This window comes from Kribbella koreensis (assembly GCF_039525325.1).
GTDB classification, from domain to species: domain Bacteria; phylum Actinomycetota; class Actinomycetes; order Propionibacteriales; family Kribbellaceae; genus Kribbella; species Kribbella koreensis.
Map to the genome: position 1 here is coordinate 161,728 of NZ_BAAAHK010000021.1, position 15,461 is coordinate 177,188.

Annotated in this window: 20 protein-coding genes and 1 riboswitch; of the genes, 5 read left to right on the top strand and 15 right to left on the bottom strand. The window is 67.9% G+C overall.

All coding sequences use genetic code 11. From position 1 onward, the window contains the following. The first annotated feature begins 59 nt into the window (after window positions 1-59). The 3 genes from ABD116_RS37360 (at window position 60) to ABD116_RS37370 (ending at window position 1,604) form a co-directional block, all read left to right on the top strand. Entirely contained in the window at window positions 60-254 is a 195-nt protein-coding gene (locus ABD116_RS37360; protein ID WP_343981983.1) for a hypothetical protein, read from the top strand. A gap of 211 nt (window positions 255-465) precedes the next feature. Next, window positions 466-1,200: an SDR family NAD(P)-dependent oxidoreductase gene (locus tag ABD116_RS37365; protein WP_343982258.1), complete on the top strand. Its 735-nt coding sequence runs from the start codon at window positions 466-468 to the stop codon at window positions 1,198-1,200. 8 nt (window positions 1,201-1,208) lie between these two features. Beyond that, window positions 1,209-1,604, top strand: a complete 396-nt coding sequence (locus ABD116_RS37370; protein ID WP_343981985.1) for a VOC family protein — start codon at window positions 1,209-1,211, stop codon at window positions 1,602-1,604. Between the two features lie 2 nt (window positions 1,605-1,606). Here the strand turns inward: ABD116_RS37370 and rox are convergent, their stop codons facing one another. Next, window positions 1,607-3,031 (bottom strand): rifampin monooxygenase, encoded by a 1,425-nt coding sequence (gene rox, locus ABD116_RS37375; protein WP_343981988.1) that lies wholly within the window; start codon window positions 3,029-3,031, stop codon window positions 1,607-1,609. Window positions 3,032-3,191: 160 nt separating this feature from the next. Here rox and ABD116_RS37380 point away from each other — a divergent pair, with 160 nt between their 5' ends. Beyond that, complete coding sequence (locus ABD116_RS37380) at window positions 3,192-3,569, top strand: VOC family protein (RefSeq protein ID WP_343981991.1); 378 nt, start codon at window positions 3,192-3,194, stop codon at window positions 3,567-3,569. 28 nt (window positions 3,570-3,597) lie between these two features. Here the strand turns inward: ABD116_RS37380 and ABD116_RS37385 are convergent, their stop codons facing one another. The 11 genes from ABD116_RS37385 to ABD116_RS37435 all read right to left on the bottom strand — a co-directional run bounded on the left by ABD116_RS37385 (window position 3,598) and on the right by ABD116_RS37435 (window position 11,761). Continuing rightward, window positions 3,598-3,969, bottom strand: a complete 372-nt coding sequence (locus ABD116_RS37385) for a hypothetical protein (RefSeq protein WP_343981993.1) — start codon at window positions 3,967-3,969, stop codon at window positions 3,598-3,600. After that, window positions 3,966-5,153 (bottom strand): alpha/beta hydrolase, encoded by a 1,188-nt coding sequence (locus ABD116_RS37390; RefSeq protein ID WP_343981996.1) that lies wholly within the window; start codon window positions 5,151-5,153, stop codon window positions 3,966-3,968. The genes ABD116_RS37385 and ABD116_RS37390 overlap by 4 nt, the downstream gene beginning before the upstream one ends. Before the next feature lie 89 nt (window positions 5,154-5,242). Next, the gene (locus ABD116_RS37395; protein WP_343981999.1) at window positions 5,243-5,731 is read right to left on the bottom strand and encodes a hypothetical protein; all 489 of its coding nucleotides are present in this window, start codon (window positions 5,729-5,731) and stop codon (window positions 5,243-5,245) included. Further along, window positions 5,728-6,372: a hypothetical protein gene (locus ABD116_RS37400; protein WP_343982002.1), complete on the bottom strand. Its 645-nt coding sequence runs from the start codon at window positions 6,370-6,372 to the stop codon at window positions 5,728-5,730. The genes ABD116_RS37395 and ABD116_RS37400 overlap by 4 nt, the downstream gene beginning before the upstream one ends. Beyond that, window positions 6,369-7,694, bottom strand: a complete 1,326-nt coding sequence (locus ABD116_RS37405; protein ID WP_343982006.1) for a hypothetical protein — start codon at window positions 7,692-7,694, stop codon at window positions 6,369-6,371. Before ABD116_RS37405 ends, ABD116_RS37400 begins: the two co-directional genes overlap by 4 nt. Continuing rightward, window positions 7,691-8,461, bottom strand: a complete 771-nt coding sequence (locus ABD116_RS37410) for an ATP-binding cassette domain-containing protein (RefSeq protein ID WP_343982009.1) — start codon at window positions 8,459-8,461, stop codon at window positions 7,691-7,693. Before ABD116_RS37410 ends, ABD116_RS37405 begins: the two co-directional genes overlap by 4 nt. 43 nt (window positions 8,462-8,504) lie before the next feature. Beyond that, window positions 8,505-9,053: a hypothetical protein gene (locus ABD116_RS37415; protein ID WP_343982012.1), complete on the bottom strand. Its 549-nt coding sequence runs from the start codon at window positions 9,051-9,053 to the stop codon at window positions 8,505-8,507. Window positions 9,054-9,275: 222 nt separating this feature from the next. Beyond that, complete coding sequence (locus ABD116_RS37420) at window positions 9,276-9,896, bottom strand: histidine phosphatase family protein (RefSeq protein WP_343982015.1); 621 nt, start codon at window positions 9,894-9,896, stop codon at window positions 9,276-9,278. Further along, on the bottom strand, window positions 9,893-10,663 hold the full coding sequence (locus tag ABD116_RS37425) for a CbtA family protein (RefSeq protein WP_343982017.1): 771 nt from the start codon (window positions 10,661-10,663) through the stop codon (window positions 9,893-9,895). Before ABD116_RS37425 ends, ABD116_RS37420 begins: the two co-directional genes overlap by 4 nt. Window positions 10,664-10,703: 40 nt before the next feature. Next, window positions 10,704-10,907, bottom strand: coding sequence for a CbtB domain-containing protein (locus ABD116_RS37430; RefSeq protein ID WP_328331054.1), 204 nt, complete (start codon window positions 10,905-10,907; stop codon window positions 10,704-10,706). A 54-nt stretch (window positions 10,908-10,961) separates the two neighbouring features. Continuing rightward, window positions 10,962-11,026: riboswitch (cobalamin riboswitch) on the bottom strand. A 111-nt stretch (window positions 11,027-11,137) separates the two neighbouring features. After that, the gene (locus tag ABD116_RS37435) at window positions 11,138-11,761 is read right to left on the bottom strand and encodes a hypothetical protein (RefSeq protein ID WP_343982023.1); all 624 of its coding nucleotides are present in this window, start codon (window positions 11,759-11,761) and stop codon (window positions 11,138-11,140) included. A gap of 150 nt (window positions 11,762-11,911) precedes the next feature. Here ABD116_RS37435 and ABD116_RS37440 point away from each other — a divergent pair, with 150 nt between their 5' ends. Beyond that, window positions 11,912-12,553, top strand: coding sequence for a LysE family translocator (locus tag ABD116_RS37440; protein WP_343982025.1), 642 nt, complete (start codon window positions 11,912-11,914; stop codon window positions 12,551-12,553). A gap of 72 nt (window positions 12,554-12,625) precedes the next feature. Here the strand turns inward: ABD116_RS37440 and ABD116_RS37445 are convergent, their stop codons facing one another. From ABD116_RS37445 to ABD116_RS37455, 3 genes are all read right to left on the bottom strand, one after another. Then, window positions 12,626-14,023, bottom strand: a complete 1,398-nt coding sequence (locus ABD116_RS37445) for an MFS transporter (RefSeq protein WP_343982028.1) — start codon at window positions 14,021-14,023, stop codon at window positions 12,626-12,628. A gap of 68 nt (window positions 14,024-14,091) precedes the next feature. After that, window positions 14,092-14,460 (bottom strand): DUF1304 domain-containing protein, encoded by a 369-nt coding sequence (locus ABD116_RS37450; RefSeq protein ID WP_343982030.1) that lies wholly within the window; start codon window positions 14,458-14,460, stop codon window positions 14,092-14,094. Beyond that, window positions 14,457-15,374: a phosphotriesterase family protein gene (locus tag ABD116_RS37455; RefSeq protein WP_343982033.1), complete on the bottom strand. Its 918-nt coding sequence runs from the start codon at window positions 15,372-15,374 to the stop codon at window positions 14,457-14,459. Before ABD116_RS37455 ends, ABD116_RS37450 begins: the two co-directional genes overlap by 4 nt. Window positions 15,375-15,461 lie beyond the last annotated feature (87 nt).

The following is a 15,461-nucleotide window of genomic DNA, read 5'->3' on the forward strand; positions in this document are numbered from 1 at the left end:
TGCGTGGGGGCCATCTCCCCCACGCAGCCACCGCGGAAGTCCAGACCAGGGCGGCGGCCATGGTCGCATTCGATCCCGACCGCGCTCTCGACAACTCTGTCGACTACCGGTTGATGATGAACGGGTTCGTGACGCTCTTCTGGAGTCCTGAGGTTCTGGCCAACACCGTCGATTGGCTGGCCGAGCATGGTTATCGACTTGCCCGAGCGGATGCATCCACCCGCTCCACCTCGGTCCTGTGGCGCCGTGGATGAGATTTCGTTGTCGGTGCCGGCGTATCGGCGTGAGGTCGGCGTCGTCGCGCGGATCCAGGCTACGAACCGCTCGACGAGGAGTCGGTTTCGCTGCTGATCTCGCGGCGTTGATCCTGGGTGTGGGGCACCCAGGAAGAGACGGCCTTCCTTGGGGGGCGTTCTGAGCGTTGACTCGGTTCAACGAATCGGGAAGGCGAGTCAGTTGAGCATCGTGATTGTTACCGGGGGCAGCCGTGGTATCGGGGCTGCTACCGCTATTGCCTGTGCCGAGCGGGGCATGGGGGTTCTGCTTACCTACAACAACAATCCGGAGTCTGCTGAGCGGGTTGTGAAGGAGATCGTCTCGGGCGGCGGTACGGCGGCGGCGTTGAAGCTGGATGTGGCGGACAGTTCTTCGTTCGCGGGGTTTGTCGGTGAGGTTCGGGTGGCTTTGCGGGAGACGTGGGGGCGGGATGGGTTTGAGTACCTGGTGAACAACGCGGGGTACGGGCTTTACAACCCCATCGCTACGGTGACCGAGGATGAGTTCGACGGGTTGTTCAAGGTGCATCTGAAGGGGCCGTTCTTTTTGACGCAGGCCTTGTTGCCGTTGATGGTCGATGGTGGGCAGATCGTCAACATGGTCAGTGCTACCAGCCGGACGGCGACCGTCGGAGTTGCGCCGTACGCGAGTTTCAAGGGTGGGCTGGAAGTGCTCACGCGGTACATGGCCAAGGAGTTCGGTGCGCGCGGGATCCGGGCCAACTCGATCGCGCCTGGAGCGATTCGGACGGAGCTCGGCGGCGGGCTGACCGATGAGTTCGAGGCGTTGCTGGCTTCGCAGACGGCACTGGGACGGGTCGGTGAACCGGAGGAAGTGGGACGCGTCGTCGCGAGCCTGCTGTCCGACGAGAACCGCGGGGTCAATGCTCAGTCCATCGAAGTCTCCGGCGGTTTCCTCATTTAAGGAGCAGGATGCTCGACCATGTTTTCATCTCGGTGAGTGAGCTCGATCGCTCGATCGCCTTTTATACAAGGGTTTTGGCGCCACTCGGCATCACGACTCGGGTCGACTACGACGGAGCCGACGGTCCGCCGGGGCACCCGGATCTCAAGGGGTTCGGCGCCGATGGGCGGATCTTCTTCTGGCTTCGGTCCGGTGACGTGGACAGTCGCGCCGCGCACGTCGGGTTTGTCGCGAACAGTGAGGCGGAGGTGGATGCGGCCTACGCGGCGGCGATCGAAGCGGGGGCCACAGACAACGGCGTACCGGCTGCACGCGTTTACTACGACCCCCGCTATTACGCGGCCAATGTGTTAGATCCGGACGGCTACAGTCTCGAGTTCGTCTACAAGAGCTGGCAGCACTGAACTCAGACGGCCGCGCCGAACCACTTGCCCAGTTGGGTTTCCAGGGATTGCTGGTCCTCGCCGATCCAGACGACGTGCCCGTCCGGGCGCAGCAGGGCGGCGGGGAAATCCAGTTCGTCGCTGCCGTCGACCACGTGGTCGACCCGGTCGGCCCAGCCGCCGATCGAGAGTTTGCCGGACTGATCCAGGAGCAGGCCGCGGCCCTGATGCATCAGGGCGTACAGGCGGTCGTGCTTCAGGACCACGTCCTTCAGCCGGCGACCGAGGAGATGCGGGCCGTCGCCGAAGTCGTACCGGATGTCGACCGACATGATCAGCTGGGTCAGGTACCGGTTCACCTCGTCGAAGTCCATCAGGTCGGACACCAGGCGGCGTACGGCCTGTCCGGCGGGATCGTTGGACATCATCACGCCTTGGGCGACGACGTTGTCCAAGACGCTGGCAGCAACCGGGTGCCGCTCGACGTGGTAGCTGTCGAGCAGGCCATCCGGTGCCCAGCCGTTGACCTCGGCGGCCAGCTTCCAGCCGAGGTTGAACGCGTCCTGGATGCCGAGGTTGAGGCCCTGCCCACCGATCGGCGGGTGCACGTGCGCCGCATCGCCGGCCAGCAACACCCGGCCGGTCCGGTACTGCTCCACGAGCCGCGTGGCGTCGCTGAACCGGGACGTCCAGCTCGGCGAGTGCACCCCGAAGTCGGTACCGGCCGTGGCGATCATCTGCTTGCTGATCTCCTCGATGGTCGGTGGGATCCGCGGATTCTCCGACACCCCGGCGGCCGGTACTACGACGCGGTACATCCCGTCCCCGACCGGCCCCGCGCCGAACCACAGCTCGGTCTTGCGGACCTCGGTCATCACCTCGGTGACGGTCTCCGGCGACGCGGTCAGTTTCAGCTCGGCCAGCAGCGCCTCCCTGGTCGCCTCCTGGCCGGGGAACGCGACGCCGATCAGCTTCCGCACCGTACTGCGGCCGCCGTCGCAGCCCACAAGGTAACGCGAGCGGAGTTCGGTACCGTCAGCCAGCTCGACCGTCACGCCGTCGTCGTCCTGGCTCAGCCCGACCAGCTCGGCTCCGCGCCGGATGTCGGTGCCGACCTCAGCGGCGTACTCGGTCAGCACACGGTCGGTGACTGGCTGGAGGATGCCCAGCGTGTACGGGTGGTTGGTGTCGAGGTGCTCCGGCGCCGGCTTGCGGATGCCGGCGAAGAAGCCGCCCACCGGGTACTTCGTGCCGAGCGCCAGGAACCGCTCGAGCAGCCCGCGCTGGTCCATCACCTCCACGGTGCGCGCGTGCATACCGAGCGAACGGACGATCGGAGACGGCTCCAGGAGCCGCTCCAGGACGACCACCTGGACGCCGTGCAGTCGCAGCTCGGCGGCCAGCATCATGCCGGTCGGTCCGCCACCGGCGATGATCACGTCAATCATTCACAATCCCCCCAAGGTCGCTTTTGCCCTGATTTTGTTCAGGTTTCTGGCTACGGCGAGTGATTCTCCAGCACACCCCGGGCCTTGCGGCAAGCCCACCCCTGCGCTATAAATTGGTTGTGGCAAGGAGATGCACTTCTCCTTGCCTATTGTTTTGCCCATGACCTCAGTTGTGCGCACGGTGACCTTCGACGCCCGTGACCCCTACGAACTGGCCGGCTTCTGGCTCAAGGTACTCCGCGCCGAGCGCCCCGCGGACGACTTCCCCGGCGAGCAGTACGCCGCGGTGAACACCCCCGAGGTGAACCTCCTCTTCGAACAGAACAACGACGAGAAGACCACCAAGAACCGCCTCCACCTGGACCTGGTCCCCGACGGCCCCCGCGACACCGAAGTCGAATGGCTCCTCACCCTCGGCGCCACCATCACCGCAGACTTCCGAGAGCCCGACGGCACCGGCTGGGTCGTCATGCAAGACCCAGAACACAACGAATTCTGCGTCCTCCGAAGCGCCGCCGAACGAGAAGCCACCAGCTGACCCACTCGTCGGACGGGTGCGTGGGGAACTAGTCGGTGCGTGGGGTTTGGCCGGTGAAGGTTATTCGCCAGTCTGTGGTCCAGGCGTGGACTGTGATGTCGAAGCCGTTGTGGTGGGCGGATAGGCGGTGGTGGCCGGCTTCTGGTGGGGTGGTTTCGGTTTGCCAGCCTCGGGCTTGGAGGGCGGCGGAGGCGGCGGCTATGGCCCAGGCTGGGTCGGGTGAGGTTGGGTTGCCGGTTTCTACGGTGACGCTGGAGACGGTGGCGGGGGCCCGGCCGTCGAAGAGGGCGCCGGGGTTTACAGGGCCGGGGTCGTGGGTGACTACCGGGCGCTGGGTTGGTACGACGATTGCTGCGACCGCGAGTAGTTCTTCGCGGAGGAACTCTCGGGCGTCGGTCATCGCTGCGGCCCCCGGGGTTGTCGTGAGTGCGCTGGGCCAACGGGTCTCGACGGGATACGCGCTCCGTCCGGGACGCTGCCGGGCCGGCGAGAGCCGTCCGCGGGCTGGCGGGAGCCGTCGGCAGGCTGATGGGAGCCGTCGGGGCGGCGGGAGGTTTCGGTGGCGCGGCGGGCTGTTTCGCGGGTGGGGTTGGTGACTGCCACTACACCGTCATACACCTTGGCGGCTGCGCCGGAGAGCTTTCGGAGGCCGGGGCCCCAGGCCAGGTGGGTTTCTTGCATCGGGGTGGTGTCGGTTCTCGAGATGTGGGCGAGGTCGCCGCGGACCACTCGGCCGACGTTGCGCAGGGATTCGCTGTTGGTTCGGTAGTACTCGTTGTGCCAGTGCACGGAGACCGCCTCGTCGGAGGCCAGCGGATCGGCTGTTGCCATCCGGATCGCGTCGGGGAAGTCGGCGGGATCGGGGCCATGCCATTGGGTGTAGGCGACGTAATCGCCCGGTGCGCGTTCGACGTACAGGCGCGTCGGCGGCGCGACCAGGTCCGTTGCCTGGTCGACGTGTTTGTCGATGCCCGGGCTGCCGGTCATGACCACCCTGTCCGGGTGCGCGCCGTTCAGCAGGGCCTGCCCGACCACCTCGGTGCCGTAGCTGTGGCCGACCACCGTAACCATTGCCGAGGGCAACTTGACCTCGGACACCGAGTCGATGAAGGCGGCCAGGCGAGGCGCGGCCTCCAGCGCGGGCGCCTTGCTCATCGCGGCGGGGATCCCCTGCGGCGAGTCGTAGTCGAGCCAGACGATCACGGCGGTACCAGGCCCAGCCTCATGCCGGATCGCCTCACCACGGTCCGCCTGCCCGCCGAAAGTCTCCAGCGAGTTGCCCATCCCAGGCACCAGTAAGGCCACGTTGCGCGCCGACGACAGATCACCCAGTACTTCGACGGCCCGCCCCTGACCCTCGACATCGACGGACCAGAAGTGCCGGTACCGCTGCACCGGTACGACGTTGCCCGAGGCATCGGCCTCGGCAGTCAGCACCGGCCTCAGGAGGTCGTTGACCGTGTCCAGCCGAGTACGGTCCTGCTTGCTCGCAGTCTCCGCGTCGACCGCCGCCTGCAACCGCTCACGCGCGGCAACCAGCAGCGCATGGTTCGCCTCGAACCGTGCGTCGAGCTCTCCCGGCATCGCGACTCCCCGTCAGCACGCTGTCACCGAAACCTCACCTTGGGCTCCCGGCAGTGTGGCACCCGAAGCCCCGGACGGGAAGAGCCGGCTCAGCTGGTTCGCACGGTATCGAGGCGTCGCCGGGCAGCAATCGCTACGACGACCAGCACCAACAGCAGGACCACGGGCGGTCCGGCCCGCCGCACGTACTCCCCGGCGAACCCCCGATCGATCATGTCCGTCCCGACGCCGGTACACGCGCCCCGCTCCCGCGGATCCAGCACAACAGGGATCTCCCCACCAACCGTGCGCCCCGGCAACTCGCTGTGCGCCAGGTCGACGAAACACTCCTGCCCGTCCGGCCCGGCCACCCACACCGTCTGCGCCACCCCACGATCATCCGCCAGCCCCAACTCGAGAACCTTCGCCGTACTCCGGGTCCCGTCCGCCCGCAGCCAGTCCAGCTCCTCCGAGTCAGCTCGCACACTCCGGATCCCGTGCGCCGCCCAGATCAGCAGCACCGCCGCGATCAGTACGGCGGCCCCTGTCAGCACCCGCGCCGGAGTACTGTCACCGGCCAACCTCCGCAGGACACTCATCCGATCGCCGCCTTTCGTCGCAGCCACCCACTGGAATCGAGCAGCGCGAACAACCCACCGCCGGACACCAGCAGTCCGATACTGATCACCGTCGCGGCAGAGTCAGCGGCCGGGTGCAGCAGCCACGCCCAGCCGCGCACCTCGTTGTCGATGTTCTTCCCGAAGAAAAAGGTGCAGAGGGCAAGTAAACACGACGGCAACCAGGCCAGGTCAGCGCCCAGCAGCGCGGCGCCGGCCAGTCCGGCTCCGAGGAATGCCGCCGCGTTCCTCGCTGCCGTTGCGACCGTACCGGCCTCCTCCGCCCCACTGGCCGCCGCTGCCGCGAGACCGACGGCCACGACGGTCAGCACGAGGGCCCAGAACAGCCGGGCGCCGGTCAGACGTGAAGAAGCGACCATCGACTCCAAGGTCGCCATCGCCGTCGCAGTCGCACCTGCGAGCGGAATCGTCAGGATGACCGGCAGCAGCGGCGAGCTGCGTACCACCGCGTCGCCCGGCACGAAGGGAACTCCGATGTTCTGACCCTGCAGACAGTAGGACAGCGCCAGCAGGGCGAGCAGGATCACGCCGGTGCGCAGCGTCCAGCGCGAGCGGACGAAGTACAGCACCGGCAACCGTACGGAGCTCGGGGAGAGACTCATCTGGGCAGCGCCACGGAGGCCGAACAGTTCCAGACGCCGGTGAACAAGGTCGCCAGCGCTCGATGCTGCTCCTCCTTGGTCCCCCGATCGAGGGCCTGCACAGCTTCCGGCGGAAACGAGCCGTCCTCCACCGAATCCGTCCGGGTCTGCAGCCAGCCGTCCAGTGCGGCCCGAGACATGATCACGTTGTCCGGCGGACCCGCCGTCGCGGTCAGGTCGTCGCACATCTGCGCCCCGGAGAACGCCCGCGCGACCTCCCGGCGGAGCGCGCGTTCGTCATGCAGGGTCGCGCCGGACACTAGCAGGCCGGCCTGGCCCTTCGGCACCGACGTGGCACCCCGCGAGATGACGTCGACCCGGGCCGGTCCCGAGGTGACGCCGCCAGCTCGGAGGGCGGTGACGGCCCGGCCGACCGCGGCGTCGATCTCGGCCCGCTTGGAGACCATGGACATCGGCACACAGACCTCCGGGCTGGAGCCGGCACACTGTCGAGGCTCCGGATGCAGCTCGAGCATGGGTCCTGAGTAGACCCAGACCAGGATCACCGAGACCACCGCTGCCACGGTCAAAGCAGTCGTCCGCAGCAGGTCGGCCAGGCGCCCCCAAGATGACCAGCGCAGCGGTAGGGCGAGCAGTACGACGGCCACATACAGGGCCGCCTTGGGCCACAGGTAGCCACCGGCATACCGAAGATCGACGAAGTCGGCAGCGCCGGTACCGACCTGGGTGAATCGCCGAAATCCCCACTGCGCCAGCAAGGTGTTCGCGGCAAGCATTCCCAACAGCAAGGCGGGTGCGGCGAGCGGACCGTTGCTCACTCCACCGATCAGGGCCCCGAAAGCACAGCAGGCCAGCACGGCGATGAACTGCACCAGGAGGGCTCGCGGATCGATCTCGCCGATCGCTCCGGATACGCGGGCGATCACCAGGTGAGTCGTGACCACGATGCAGTGGACAAGCACGGCGACGATCCCGACCGGGAGCCAGCTCGCTCGCCAGATCAGTCCCGGGACGGGAAGCCCCTCCTGCAGGCCCTTGAGGCTGAGGCGCCAGCGGTAGGCGTTCCAGGCACAGACACCGGCCAGAACCGGGCCCGCGAAGAAGAGGTAGACGCCCGGACGATCGGCAGCACGCGGATACTCGAACCGCCAGAGATCGAACTCCGAGACCAGGCCGTAGCTGGCCAACCCCAGCAGGACCGGGAGCAGCAGCGCGCAGGTCCACAACGCCAGGCGGTCCGCCAGCCACCATGGAGAGGATTTCCGCAGGCCCGGTTCCGCGGCCGGTGGCGTCTGACGCAGGGTGGTACCGGCGGCGCTCATTCGGACTCTCCGTCCACGCCGGTCAGCCGCAGGAACGCCTGCTCCAGCGGCGACGCGAAGGTGGAAGCGGTCGTCTCGCCCGCCCTGACCAGGTCGCCGAAAGCCCGCGAGGTTCCCTCGTAGACGACCCGGCTGCCAGCCAGTACGACCATCTTCCCGTCGGTCAGATCGACGTCCTCGAGCAGATGAGTGCTGCAGACGATCGCGACCGTCGCCGACAGTTCGACCAGCAGCTCGCGCATCTTCACCCGGCGGCCTGGATCGAGCCCGACAGTCGGTTCGTCGAGCAGCAACAGCTGTGGGCCGTGAACCAGAGCCTGTGCGATACCGGCGCGGCGAACCATGCCACCTGACAGCTGGTCGAGCCGCTCGCCGGCCCGGTCCGCCAGTCCGACCGTGGCCAGCGCCTTCGTCACCGCTTCGTCGATGCTTGCGGTCGGCAACTGCCTCAACCAGGCCATGTAGGCGACGAAGTCGCGGACCCGCATATGGCCGGGATAGCTGAAGTCCTGCGGCAGATAGCCGATCTGACGGCGCAGCTGGGTGCCGCTCAGCCGGCCGGTCCGCTGTCCCAGCAGATCGATCCGGCCGGACCGCGGTGTCTCGGCCCCCAGCAGCAGCCGGAAGAAGGTGGTCTTGCCGGCACCGTTCTCACCGACGAGAAAGGTGAGGCCGTCCCCGATCCCTACGGATACCTCGCGCAGTACCTCACGACGGCCGTAACGGAAGGACACTGCGTCTAGTTCGATGATCGGGGACGACCCCATGGTCTACCTGTTCTCTGCTAGCTGGATGTCGGGCCGGTCGGCGTCAGTCGTCGTACTTCGCGCCACGCAGGTACGACCCGCTCGCGCAGGTGTCGGGAGCCGACACCACGTTCCAGCACGTCTTCATCTGGCCGCGACCGCTGTTCCCGGTCGGGTCGACACCGTTCCAGGTCTCCCAGTACTTCCAGGAGCTGCTCGCGTTCGAGCCCGAGTTGCTCGAACCGTGCCCGTGCCAACCCGTCTGGCACGAGATGCCGCCGCCGGCGTCGGACCAGGAGCTCACGTAGCAGTAGTTCCCGTTGGAGTACCAGTCGTGCTGGGTGAAGGCTCCCCGGTCACCACCGTTGTACCCCGACACTGCCCGGGATGCGGACCAGTCCTGGATGCGCGAACCGCGCCCCGCATCCTCCTTGTATCCCTGCCAGCTCCCGTAGGAGTATCCGGCAGGCTTCCAGCCGGCGAAGTTGACGGCCTGCGGACTCGACGACGATGCCCACGGACCGCCGGGCAGCGCTTCGGCAAGACTCGCCCCACCCACGACCGCGACTGCTGTTCCCACCAGCACCGCGGTCAGGCGTCTACGACGATTCATCTGTTCCTCCCTCGTCCCGGCTCGATGAGCCGGGCTCGGCGCCGGTCGGTGGCCTCACGCTCACGACTCGGCTCCGCTTACGGTAGGTACAGACGCAGTCACCGACAATGAAAAAGTCTATGCCAAAAGTGGCAATCCGGTCGGCGCCGGTGGGAAATCGATGCCCGAAGCACCAATGCGGTTGCCCCCGGCAAGCACAGGCGGCCGGGGGCAGGTCGTGACTCAGCGGAAGGCGAGTGACCAGTTGCCGGCGTGGGCCGACAGGTGGAGGACCGACAGAGGGCGTACGTCGACATGCCGCAGGGACTCGGCGGGTGCGTCGAGGACGTAGAGCACGGCCGCCCGGACCACCGCCGGGTGCACCACCGCAGCCACCGTACGCCGATCCGCCTGGCCCCGGTCGCCGTTATCCACAACCCCGGAGCCATCCGCGTCGGAGCCGCCGAAACCCCCAGCGCCCGCAGACCGAGTCAGGTCGCCGAGCCAGTCGGCCACCCGCGTGATGACGTCGTTCTCGGTCTCGCCACCGGGTGGGGCCGTGTGCGGACGCTCGAGCCAGGTCGCCACCGCACCCGGCGATGCCTCGAGCAACTCCTCCAGCTCGCGCCCGGTCCAGTCGCCGTACTCCCGGTCTCGCAGCGCCGGCACCACGACGGGCGACAACCCCAGCGCCGACGCCGTGGCCAGCGCGGCCGTCTCCGGCCCGCAGTAGATCTCGTCGGCGACGATCTTCAGCTCGCGCGCCGCCTCGACCCCAGCAGGGTCGGGTGCGGCGTCACCGCCGAGGACCAGGCCCCGGAGGGCGGGAGTCAGCGCATGCGCGACCAGCGTCAGAGACGTCAAGCGGCAACCACCTCAGAGTCGACCTTCGCCGTACGACGGTCGATCGCCGCCGCGTAGCCGAGCCCGAGGAGCAGCCAGAGCGTGGTCTGGGTGCCCAGCGAGGCCAGCCGGAACTTCCAGAGCAGCGTAGCGGGGAACGTCTCCGGAACCTCGTTGATCGCGGGCAGCAACAGGTACGCGGCGACCACGGTCAGCAGGAACGCGCCTCCACCGACGGCCAGCCGGATCCAGGGAGCAGTGCCGAAGCGGGCCGACCAGCGCGACGCGGCGACGCCGGCCCAGACGGCGAGCAGGCCGATCACCAGGGTCAGCAGGTAGGTGATCGTCCGCTTGGTGATCGTGTCGGGGTCGCCGACCGCGGGCGGGTTCGGTGGGTACTTGAGGAACGGGATCAGCACGATCCCGACGTACCCGGCGGCGGCCAGCCCCAGGGCGGCGTACGAGTCGCTGCTGGTCCGCAGGCGGCGGCGCAGGAGCGTGAAGCCGACCGCGAAGATGCCGCCCAGCGCAACGCCGTACAGGGAGGTGGCCAGGAACAGCCCGGCTCGCTGGCCGTCACGGCTGATGAGGGGCTTCTCCTCGGCCTCGTGGCTGTGCCCGGCGGTCGAGCCGTCGTCATGGCTGTGCGCGGCCGCGTTGGCCTCTTCGATCGCGATCGCGGAGTCGATGTGCGATTCGCCCATCACGTACGCGAAGGTTCCGGCCAGCAGGCCGGCGAAGAGTCCGACGATCAGTCCGCGCACCAGGAGGGATCCGAAGGTGCGCATGGCAGTCCTGTCGTTCAGAGAGGTGGTACTACGGCAGGACTCAGTGGCACGGGACGCCGAGCAGGTGCCGGCCGTCGTGCATCAGCTCGTGCAGGTACATGCCCGAGCGCGACAGGGCGCCCTGGTCGAAGCCGACGAGGTACGCGAGCATCAGCGCCAGGACGACGGTGACGAGAGCGATCGCGAGCAGCCGGGGCGAGATGGCCGGGACTGCGACTGAGCGAGCAGGCGTGGTTGCCGACATCGGAGACCTCCTAGGGAAGTGCGCGTCCCTAATCGAAAGGCTGCTGGTGCCTGAGCGTCCTGACTCACGAGCAAGCTCGTTCACAGTGGCGCGGCCGTACCGGTCTCTCACCGGTTTCCCTCATGGCACCGCAGGTTGTCCCCCGAAAGGTAGTCGCCCGCTTCCACCGGGGTCAACGCGCTGACCACGCCCAGGTGATCTTTCCCACCCGGGCGCGGTCGGACAACGGCTCAGCGGTGGTACGTCACCTCCAACTTGGCGCTGTCGCCGTAGAGCTTCTTCCACTGGAGCCGGTCGCCCTCGTTGGGAGCCCGAAGCCCCAGCGTCACGAACTGGTGCTGCGCGTCCACAGCCTGCTGCACGACGTCCGGCCCGATGGCGAAGGTCAGCTTCTGGTCCGGCTGCCCGGCGCCGGGATAGGCGGCACCTGATGCCGAAGCGACCAGACCGAGCCATGAGCCGGCGAAGGTGTTCCAGGTCACCGGTACGTCGGGGTCGATCGGAGCCGTCGACCACAGCTCGACCGGCGTCGGATTCGGACCCGGTGTGTGGTCGAGAACGATCGAGAAGCTGACCGACTCGATCACACCAGCGGCCAGCTCGGCGATGCTGAACCGGAACATCGATCGCCAGAGTCCGCTGCCGCCGAACTCGAGCCCGGCTTTGGCGCGATCGCGATCGAAGGCCCAGTACGACGTACTCGCCCTGGCCTGGTTGATCTGGGTCCACGCGTCGGTGGACTGCGCGAAGGTGAGTGTGCCGGAGGCGCTGGCCTGACCGGCCGACAGGACAATGGGAGCGGCGACCGCCGCGGCGGCGAAGCCCAGGACGGTACGCCGGCTGTGTGTCTGCATGTGGATGGGGTCCCTCGGGATCGACGATTCGGGATCCTCACCGTGCCAGCTCGGACTAGACCGGAAAACCGTTTCGAAGGTGGTCGAAGGTCTGCTCCGAGGCGCGAAAAACTCCGGGCGGCAGGGCGGCGAGCCACCTACCCTGAGGAGATGCCTTCCGCTCATCACCTGGTCGCCTTTGCGATCACCGCATTCATCATCATCGTCGTGCCTGGGCCGAGCGTGCTGTTCATCGTCGGGCGCGCGCTGACCGTCGGGCGGCGTGAGGCGGTGCTGACGATGCTCGGCAACACCGTGGGGGCCGCGGTGATGCTGGATGCGGTGTCGCTCGGCCTCGGGGCGCTGATTGCGGCCAGTGCGATCGCGCTGACGATCGTGAAGCTGGCGGGCGCGGCGTACCTCGTCTATCTCGGCGTGCACGCCTTCCGCTCTCGCAAGTCGCTGGCCGAGGCGCTGAGCAGCGGCGTCAAGCCGGGGAGCGCTCGCCGGGCGCTACGTCAGGGCTTCCTGGTCGGCGTGACGAACGCGAAGACGGCGGTGTTCTTCGCGGCCGTCCTGCCGCAGTTCGTCGACAAGAACGCGAGCACCTCGGCGTCGGTGCAGATCCTGCTCCTGGGCACGGTCTTCCTGCTCATCGCGCTCTGCTCCGACGGCCTCTGGGCGCTCGTGGCGGGCACGGCGAGGAACTGGTTCGCCCGCTCACCTCGCCGGCTCGAAATGGTCGGCGGCACCGGTGGCCTGATGATCATCGGCCTCGGCGCCAGCATCGCGGTTACCGGAGCGAAGGACTAGCGGAGCGCCACCACACACCAAGCCGGCGAGGCCGAACGCGGCCGCGCTCAGCATGGGTCGGGTGGTGGGCGCTCAGGCGGGTTGGCGTGTGGTGGCGGTCCGCCTCCCGGCCAGGACGCCGATCAGGGCGAGCAAGGCGGGTAGGCCGAAGGCGGTTAGGTAGGCCGTGGTGGGTGAGTGGGGGTAGATGGCGGCGAAGAGGGTGCCGCCGATGGCCAACACCGTGGCTGTGGCGAGGGCGTCGCTGAGTTGGAGGGCGGAGCTGTTGGAGCCCTGTTCCTCGCGAGTCGAGTACTCGAGGACCAGTACCGAGACGGTCGGGAAGACGGTACCCATGCCGAGGCCGGTCAGGCCCCAGCCGAGGATGCCGACGATGACCGGGACGTGCGGGTTGAGCGTGAGGGTCGCGGTCACGATGCCCAGGACGATCGAGACCATGCCGGCCTGCAGGAAGACCGAGTGCGAGAACGGCTGGACCGGCCGGCCCCGGTACCACGACGCCGTCGTCCAGGAGAGCGCGCTGACCGTCAGTACCAGCCCGGCGAACGCCGGCGACAGCCCCCGCTCGCGAGTCAGCATCAGCGGCAGGAACACCTCAGCGCCGAACCCCGCCGCCGCGACCAGCCCGCGCAACGCGATGACTGCAGGCAGCCCGGACGAGATCCGGAACGTTCCCTTGGGCAACAACTTCGGCGCGAAGACCGCAACCCCGGCCAGCCCCAGCACAACCAAAACAACCTGCAGCGTGCCCCTCTGCTGACCGCCGTAGCTCAATACCCCGACGCCGACAGCCGCCGCGATCGCCCAGAGTGCCTGCCGATCCCACAAAGATCCCGCCTTCACGACCGACCCGGCGTTGGCACCGGCCAGCCCGGGCCACATCACGAGCACCGCCGGAACGGCCAGCGCCGGTACTGCGAGGAACACGATCCGCCAGCTCGTGTGCTCGACGATCAGCCCGGCGATCGCCGGCCCGACCAGCGACGGCACGACCCAGCCGGTGGCGAAGGCGGCGAAGATCCGGGCCCGGAGCTCCGGCGGGTACAGGTGTCCGACGACGACGTACAGGGCGACTGTGACCAGACCGCCGCCGAAGCCTTGAATGATCCGACCGGCGACCAGCACCTCCATCGTCGGCGCGGCTCCGGCGATGATCAGACCGAGCAGGAACCAGCCGGTGCCGTACCAGAGCGGCCGGATCGGGCCCTTCAGATCACTCCAGGTGCCCGATACGACCATCGCGACCACACTCGACGCGAGCGGGCCGCCGAACGCGAGCGCGTACAGCGCCAGCCCGTCGAGCGCCTGCGCCACGGTCGGCATCGCGGTGGTGACGGCGAGGTTCTCGAACGCGATCAGGGTGATCAGCGCGACCATCCCGATCGTCAGCGCCCGGTACTGCGGCGCCAGCACGCCGGCGGCCCGGGGTTCGATCGCGGTGTCGGCCGGCTGGTCGGCGGTTGTCGTCATGCCGAGCAGCCTCATCCATCAAGTGCACTTGAAGTCAACGCGGTGAGTTCAAGTGCACTTGATGGAGGTCAGGCAACGGCGGCGAGGACGAGCGCGATGATCGGCGGTCCCGCCTGCAGCACGGCCGACCGGCCCATCCGGCGGTCCGAGGCGATCAGCACGATGCCGGCGCCGGCCATGCAAGCGCAGGCGAACAGCGCGATCGCGTGGCCCTTGTCGCCACCGGCGATCAGTCCGCCGATCGCGCCGAGGGCGAGGAACAGGTTGTAGAAGCCCTGGTTGAAGGCCCACGGCTTGGAGATCGTTGCCTCGGCCTCGTTCGGGATCAGGAACCGCTTGTAGGTGCTCGGCTTCATGAAGAGCAGGCTCTCCATCGCGAAGACGGCAAGGTGGAAGACACCGGCGAGGACGACGAAGATCTGCGCGATCGTGTTCACGAGCGAACGGTACCGCGAGTCACGAACGCACGAGCCGGATTGTCGATGAAGAGTTGTGTCGCGATCTCAGCGCCGAAGGTACGGACCAAGCGCGGTCGTAGGCCGGTCAGCAGGTAGGGGATGCCGGGGCCTTCGCCGGTGGCTGCCCGGGCTCGGGCGGTGGTCGTGTCGCCGCCGAGCAGCAGGCGGTCGGCGTACCCGGCGTCGATGAGCGCGGCGAGGCAGTCGAAAAGGCGTGGATCGGTCGCGTTGTTGGCTCGCGACGGGCCGTCGAAGGCGAGGAACGATCCCCGCGCGGCCAGTTCGAGGTGGAACCGATGATCCGGGAATCGGTTGAGATGCCCGAGGATCACACTCTCCGGCGCGACGCCGGACTCGTCGACCAGCAGATCCAGTACTGCGTCCGCCGCGCTCCCCAGCTCGTGATGGATGGCAATCGGCGCCCCGGTCGCGTGCTGCGCCGCGGCGGCGGCGATCATCACCACCCGCGCGTGCTCATCAAGAACGTGGAACCCGCCGGCGACCTTGATCAACCCCGCCTTGACGCCGCTGTCGCCGATCCCCTCGGTCAGCTCACGCACGAAGATCTCCGCAAGCCGCGGCCGCACCTCGTCCACCAGCCCAGCGGGGTAATGCTCCGCGCGATGCAACCCGGTCGCCGCAACGAGGTGAATCCCTGTGTCAGCAGAGATCTTGGCCAGGTCGGCCGCTCGGCGACCGAGCCCGTACGGCGTCCACTGCACGATCGCCTGCCCACCCGCAGCCTTGAAATCCCTGACCTCAGCAGCCGCCGCGTCGGCATCATCCAGCTCTTGCCCCGGCAGCAACGCACTCCGAAAGAACAGATGATCATGCGAGTCAGTAACCCCAAGCTCCCCAGCCGGCAGCTCCCCCAACACAGTCCTGACCGTCACGCCTGTCCTTCCCCACAACAAAGTTGAGCCCGCCCAGGCTATGCCTGGGTGGGCTCAACTCGGTAAGCAGTTCTCGCCGAGCCGGCG